The organism is Vampirovibrio sp., assembly GCF_041737375.1.
GTDB lineage: Bacteria > Cyanobacteriota > Vampirovibrionia > Vampirovibrionales > Vampirovibrionaceae > Vampirovibrio.
Map to the genome: position 1 here is coordinate 183,746 of NZ_JBGSRV010000008.1, position 6,345 is coordinate 190,090.

4 protein-coding genes, 1 tRNA gene and 1 pseudogene are annotated in these 6,345 nt (G+C 49.8%); 2 read left to right on the plus strand and 4 right to left on the minus strand.

The window, feature by feature from the left end; all coding sequences use genetic code 11:
- Window positions 1-96 precede the first annotated feature (96 nt).
- Window positions 97-3,531: pseudogene (locus tag ACEW81_RS04595) on the minus strand (S8 family serine peptidase); the annotation flags it as partial.
- Between the two features lie 159 nt (window positions 3,532-3,690).
- Between ACEW81_RS04595 and ACEW81_RS04600 the strand changes: the two are divergent.
- Both ACEW81_RS04600 and ACEW81_RS04605 read left to right on the plus strand, forming a co-directional pair.
- Window positions 3,691-3,819 carry a hypothetical protein gene (locus tag ACEW81_RS04600; RefSeq protein WP_373531792.1) on the plus strand — a complete coding sequence of 43 codons (129 nt, stop codon included), beginning with the start codon at window positions 3,691-3,693 and terminating at the stop codon, window positions 3,817-3,819.
- Window positions 3,820-3,877: 58 nt separating this feature from the next.
- Window positions 3,878-3,953, plus strand: a tRNA-Ala gene (locus ACEW81_RS04605).
- Here ACEW81_RS04605 and ACEW81_RS04610 read toward each other — a convergent pair.
- The 3 genes from ACEW81_RS04610 to ACEW81_RS04620 form a co-directional block, all read right to left on the minus strand.
- Window positions 3,924-5,399, minus strand: a complete 1,476-nt coding sequence (locus ACEW81_RS04610; RefSeq protein ID WP_373531793.1) for a recombinase family protein — start codon at window positions 5,397-5,399, stop codon at window positions 3,924-3,926. The genes ACEW81_RS04605 and ACEW81_RS04610 overlap by 30 nt on opposite strands.
- Before the next feature lie 398 nt (window positions 5,400-5,797).
- Entirely contained in the window at window positions 5,798-6,079 is a 282-nt protein-coding gene (locus ACEW81_RS04615) for a helix-turn-helix transcriptional regulator (RefSeq protein ID WP_373531794.1), read from the minus strand.
- Between the two features lie 55 nt (window positions 6,080-6,134).
- Window positions 6,135-6,345 (minus strand): hypothetical protein (locus ACEW81_RS04620; RefSeq protein WP_373531795.1); only part of this gene is annotated, 211 nt, incomplete at its 5' end.

Sequence of the window (6,345 nt, forward strand, 5' to 3'; positions counted from 1 at the left end):
ACCCGTGGAGGCGGGGGGCTTTCTTTTGCGAGCGGTTTGCACATACTCCCCGGCCAGTTTAACGGCAGCTTCAGGATCCACTTCTCCATAGCCCTGCTCAGTGGCGGGCACATTGGGCAGGGGAACTGAAGTTGTTTTCAGGATTTCCCGCAAATCAGCCGGGGTCAGCTTTGGATTTTTCTGAATCATCAGACTCAGCAGCCCACTGACATAAGGACTGGCAAAGGAGGTTCCGTTCACCAGGGCTTTCAGGTTTTCTTTGTGCTTGTCCCAGCTGTAAACCATTAAATCGGCGCCGGGCGCAATCACGGTGGGTTTCAACTTCTGGTTCAGGCTATCGCCACGGCTGCTGAATTCGGCAATACGGTGGCTGGCCCGGTTGACATCATCGCCCTGGGTATTCAATGCCCCGGCCAATATCACTTTATCCAGAATGTAATCCATGGTGCTGGCGTCTTCACCGGTCAGTTTGTCCACATCTATGCCAAAAGCACTCAGCGTTCCCACTTTGGGAAAGGCAGCGCTTTCCCCTTCATTCCCTGCGGCGAATACCATTTGAATACCAGCTTTCTCCGCCAGATCCACCACATTTTTATAGTTCCGCAAAATGCCCCGCACATCTTTCAACAAGATGGCGTTCGGGTTGCTGAAACCCCACGAATTATTAATGACCCGAATATCATTCTCGCCACGCAACTTGCCTTCAATTATTTTTTTATAAACTTCCATGGTATCCGCCGCTTTAAAGTCGGGCCATTTGTCTGAAAACACGGTGGCATCCGGGGCCACTCCCTTGAGTTTGCCGTTAGCCGCAGCGGTACTCATCACCATGGTGGGGTGGGTATGCCCCGGATCATCGGCAATGGCTGGCAGTTTAACCCGGTTTTGAAAACCCTCTTCATTATTCGAATCCACATAACCACCATCCACAATAGCCATTTGCACCCCTTTGCCGGTAATACCCTTTTCATGCAGGCGCTCAATGCCCAGTCCGGGGTGGATCATGGATTTAATCAAGTCATGATCCGGGTGGTCATTCTCAAACCCATGGTTGTTGCTTAATAAGGCGGACAAGGCATGTCGTCTGAAATTGGGATCGGGGGTGCGGGCCGCAAAATCCTTAATGTCCTCAGCCCCGCCTTTAAATTGATACAAGGTATCAGCCGCCTTGATGCGTATGGCCCGCATCGCCCGGCTATTGCTGGGCGTTTCCATCAATCGCACCAACTTGGCCCGAACGGCTTTCAATTCACGATCAGACACTTTCTGGTTGGCATGAGGGGCCACTTGACCCAATGGCTCTGCCACGAATTTGCTTAAAATGGGGTCATCCAGGGCGTCCATCATCACATCCAGGGCGTCCGAATCGCCAATATCGCCCAATGCGGCCAAGGCGTTCATACGCAAGTTGGCGGCGGCATTGGCCGGATTACCAGAGTAACTCTGATCGGCGTTCCAGTCGATTTTGCCTTTCAAGGGGTCCCGAACTCTTTCCTTCAGGTAATCCAGACTATCGCCATCTTGCAGTAAACCCATAATTCGAATGGCCAGCATTTGAGACATGGGAGATTTTTCGCTCTCCGCTAAATGGGTCAGAAACGGCCTTAAGCCATTCACCTGAAGGGTCAAAAACTGGGTGACGTTGAAATCGGGTCTGCCATTTTGATTGTGAGTCAAAAAGTCGTTGCTGTCCTTGGGGCTAAGCTGCTCATCCATAGAGCGGGGGGCCAGCTGGCTTCGCAACTGGTTGGCCTCAGCCTCACTGATGCTGGGTGTTTTTCCCGAGCGCATCAGGTCAATTATCTGGTGCTGGGTGTCAGAGTGTCGTTCACCGTCCAGCTTGTTTTTATCGTCTTTTAATGCAGCAAACACCAGCCCCAGTAAATTGGCTTGCTGCGCCCCACTTAGCCGCCGATTCTGACTGGCTGCCAGCATAATGGCGGATATAATGGCCTGAGGATCTTTTTGGGTCACCCACATTTGGGTAGCGGTCAGGCTCATGGCCTCAAAATCCTCAGGAGAGCGGGCAGGTGGCTTCATCGCCAGTGCTTTGATGGTGGCGCGCGCTTGATACAGCGTTTGCGGAGAAACCGACTGGGCGGCCGGATCCTGGCTAATCATGCCCAGCACCAGTAGGGCTACCTGGCGGGTTTCCAAATCATAATCGCTGTGCAAAGCCCGATGGGTTAAAGCTTCAATATACTCATCCCCATTTTGAGCAATGCGCCCCAGAAATTTAACGTAACTGCTCAAGCCCTTGGCCGTTTGTCCGCCCACCAAAGCCATAAAGCTTTCGGGCTTTAATAACTCCATGGTTTTCTGCTTGGCCGATTGTTCCTGAGAGTTTAGCAAGGCTTTTAAAGCCGCTTTGCGCACTTGCGGATCCCGTGCGTACAGGTTGGGATAAATATCGCTGTTATAGTTCAGGCTATTGCGCTGACGCAGCAGCTTCAGCGATTTGGCCTTAATATCGGGGTCGGAATTCAACAAGCCCAGCTTTAAGGCCGCCGTACTGGTCTTGTCATCGTGGATGGCCAAAGCGTCCATCAGGCCGGTCAGCAACTCTGATCCAAACTGGGCCTGTTTTTCCTGCAAGAAAGCGATTTGGGTCAAGGCGTCTAATAAATTGATACTTTCCCCTTTGGGGGTTTTCAAAATCACCTTCTTTTTCAGCCCTTCCAGCTCTTGAGAAGGAATTTCATCCAGCAAGTCCTCAATGGGCCGTTGGTACTTCTTTTCCAGTTCTTTGTGGAAAGCGTCCTCAGCCAGCTCCGTGGCCCGAATCATTTGCTGAACCTCGCCATCGTCCATCAAGGTCATGGCAATGGTCTGGTTGTACTCTTCCCGCAAGGATTTTCGGCCCGCAGTAACATTCAGCTGACTGATACCAGAGAGCAACGTCTTTAACTCCACCATTAAATCCTGACGGGTGGCCTCTTCCTCCAGCCGCTTTTCGTAAGAAAGCAGGCTGGTGGGTTGCGTTAGGCGCTGGGCCATGTCCTCTTTACGGTGACGGTAAGCCGCCAGTAAAATTCGGGTGAGATCGGTTGCGGTAAAGCTGTTGGGGTTGGTATTGGCGCCGATATGACTGAGCGCTTGAGCCGCTGCGGTTCTGACACCCACCGCTTCCGCATCGTTCAGCAGGTTAATCAGCACGGGAAGCGCATTCACGCTTTTGGCCCGACCTAGCATTTCCGCCAAACCGGCTTTTTCCTGGGGATCCTTGCTTTGGCGCAAACTACGAATAAATTCATTTTCTAGCCGAATGCCTGAGGCGTACTTAAAATTTTTGCCGCTCACCGCAAAGTGAGAGCGAGGCGGCGCAGAGGCAGATGCTTGTCCTGGTCCTGCCAAGTTATCCGGTTCAGAAAAAGCCTCAACCGACATTAGAGATGGCCCCCTCAGCTCAGGAGCCGAGGATTCGGCCCAAGGCGCTAACAGCGCCTTTTCTTTATCGTTTCTATTGAAGAAATACCCGCCCGAAAATTGCACGGAACGCATAACAATACTCTCCCTTGCCAATAGCATCATATAGCCTAAAATGAAACCCTGAGCGCTCTCTGGAGCGCAATCCCTTCAAAAAACTCATCTTCAGATTTATTCAAGGCATAAACCTAGCATAATGATAAAAACAATGCAATCACATTCAGACCAACAAAAGCCGGAATATCAGCCATTGGAGGTTAGGGCATGACGATTGCGTTGAAAGACTTTCAGGGCGATATGTTAAGCATTCTAAAGCACGGGGGCATCCATGCTGGCGCGCCATCAGCCGGTTCAGAAGCCATCAGCGGCTCATCAAAAGCAGGATTGGTTTAAAAATTTTAAAACCCCCTCTTGTATTCGGTGATGGGTCACGTTATAACAATAAAACCAAGGGGCATTGGCGCAGTTGGTAGCGCGCTTCAATGGCATTGAAGAGGTCAGGAGTTCGAATCTCCTATGCTCCACCAAGCTTCACAAAGAGCCTTTTTTCCTATCAGGGAGAAGGGCTCTTTTAGCTCATAGCGCATCTTTTCAGCTTCGATAAAAAAGTTCGCAGAAACGAAATTCAGCAATTCTATTTTTTGGCTGTTTTTGGCCTTCTTCCAGCACTCCGACAGAGTTCGCGGAAGATCCACAAGCATGTTGGCCAGCCGGTAAAAATCGATGTCTTCTTTGACGATTTTGGACAATCGGGCCTCCAGCTGGCGAATGGTGTTCTGGTAATCCGCTGAAATTTCCCGGTACAGGTCGGTGTCAATATTGCCATCAATTTTTTCTTGCAGCGCCTGTTTCAGGTTGGTTTTATACCGCTTGATTTCAGCCTGAGTTTTCGCAATCTCAAGGTCCGCAGAGGAATCCGATTCGATGTCCTGAGCCGCCTGAAGGATTGCCTCCCGGATTTCAGGGGAGAGGATCAGGGATTCAATGAAGCGATCAAAATGCTTATCCAGCTTCCCCTCAGCGATGTACCCCTGTGAACATCCTTTCTTGCGAGAGGCGCAGCGGTAATAAACATAGCGCCCGCCCTTCTTCTCCTCCCCCACGTAGGAGGCCCCGCATTCGTGGCAAGTGAGGATGTGGGCGTATTTAAATTCCTGCCGGTTGTAGGTAAGGGGCTTGTTGTCTTTTCTGAATGCCTGCTGGGCCGCCAGCCAGGTTGTCATGTCAATCAGGGGTTCATGCTTGCCTGGGAAAATTTCGCCTTTAATTTTCATCTCGCCAATGTAAAAAGGATTTTTCAGCATTTTGCTGAGCGTCGCTTTATCCATGAGGGGAATTTGTGGCTTGTAGCTGAAGCCTGATTCGTACAGGGCTTTAGAAAGCCTTTCCAGGCTGTACAAACCTGTACCAAACAAACGGAAGGCTTCCCGGACGAAGGGAGCCGCATTGTCATCAACCAGTATGGACTTGGTGTTTTTGTCGTTCTTGTACCCAAAGGGGGCACGGTGGGGGTATCCACCATTCAACAGCTTCTCATTCCGCCCCTTGATGATCTCTTCTGAGAGGTTTTCGACGTAGTTGGTGGCCATGCCCACGTTGATATAGTGGAAAAACCACGTTTTAGAATCCGTCTGCCGGTTCAGGACCACGTTTTCTTTGTACAGGTGGATTTCATGCCCTTTGGCCTTAACCAGCGCCTTTAAAAGCTCCATGTCCCCATAATTGCGATAAAGCCGGTCGGTCTTCTCCACCACGAGGACCACCGGCTTTTTTTGTTTCTTCAGAAATTCCGTCATGCGGGAAAACTGCTCTCGGCCCGCTGACTTTGCCGTTTCCACGTCGGTGAACATGACCACCAGTTTTAAATTCTGGCGTTCTCGGTATTTCTGGCCCTCTCGTTCCTGAGCGCCCAAAGATCCCCCCTTTGATTGCTCCTCACTGGATACACGGATGTATTGGATACACTCTTGCATGGCAAATAACTCTCAAAAAAATCACAACAAATCAGGCGGGACGACGCCTTAAAACCAACGCTTCCAAAATATCAGCGAATGGCAAACCCGGCCATGGCATCGTATCGCAATCCAGCCCAAACCCATGCATAAACCCGCCCAGAAACTTTTACAAAATTAAGAGATCCCCAAGTTTACCCTCGCCGGTGCAGATTGACCGGGCATGAATCATAATACCGAGAATTTTCCTATTGCCCGTTAGGGTGGTTTCAAGTTACATGGAAATCTCAAGTGGTTACAAACTATATACGTCCAGAGGGAGCCTGCATGAATATCCAAGGGCCGATTTCTGACGCCCAATTTTTAGAAATCTGTAGGAATGATGCTGTTGTTAGGGAAATGTTTTTAAAGTTGTTTGCTCAACTGGAGGCCGAAGAGTCAAATCTGGCTTTGAGTTCTTCAAACAGCCAGAGGTGAATCTCTGGTGATGTTTTGTCCAGTATCTTCAAAGCCTGAAGCCTCTCAAAGGGGATTTCCAGCTCGCTTGCAATCCGGGCTAATACGTCATCCGAAGGGCTTAGGTTCCCAGATTCAATGCTGGAAATGTGCTGCCTTCCGTAGTCTACGAGCTTGGCCAGAGTTTCTTGCGATATTCCCACGTTGTTTCTTTGCTGCTGAATCAGCTTACCCAATTCGCTCATTGGGCGATTTTATGATCAGGTATCGCTTTTGGGTACGTCCATGATTTTTGGACGGTTATTCTGTCCTGTTTCTGGCTTTTTTGAAATGGTCAAAAATACGAGATATTGCAATTGCCAAAACTGACACTAGAATGGTCTGGCTTGCATGGTCAATTTTCTTGGGGTAAAACTCGCCAAAGTAAAGACATTGAAGACCTACAGTGGCTGTAATAACCCCAATACCAATACATAAAGCTGTTAAGGGCTGATGTGCGGGAAACATATAA

Excerpts from the sequence above, each read along its gene's own strand:
- ACEW81_RS04615 (WP_373531794.1), bottom strand. The coding sequence starts at position 6,079 with ATGAGCGAATTGGGTAAGCTGATTCAGCAGCAAAGAAACAACGTGGGA.
- ACEW81_RS04610 (WP_373531793.1), bottom strand. The coding sequence starts at position 5,399 with ATGCAAGAGTGTATCCAATACATCCGTGTATCCAGTGAGGAGCAATCA.
- ACEW81_RS04600 (WP_373531792.1), top strand. The coding sequence starts at position 3,691 with ATGACGATTGCGTTGAAAGACTTTCAGGGCGATATGTTAAGCATTCTA.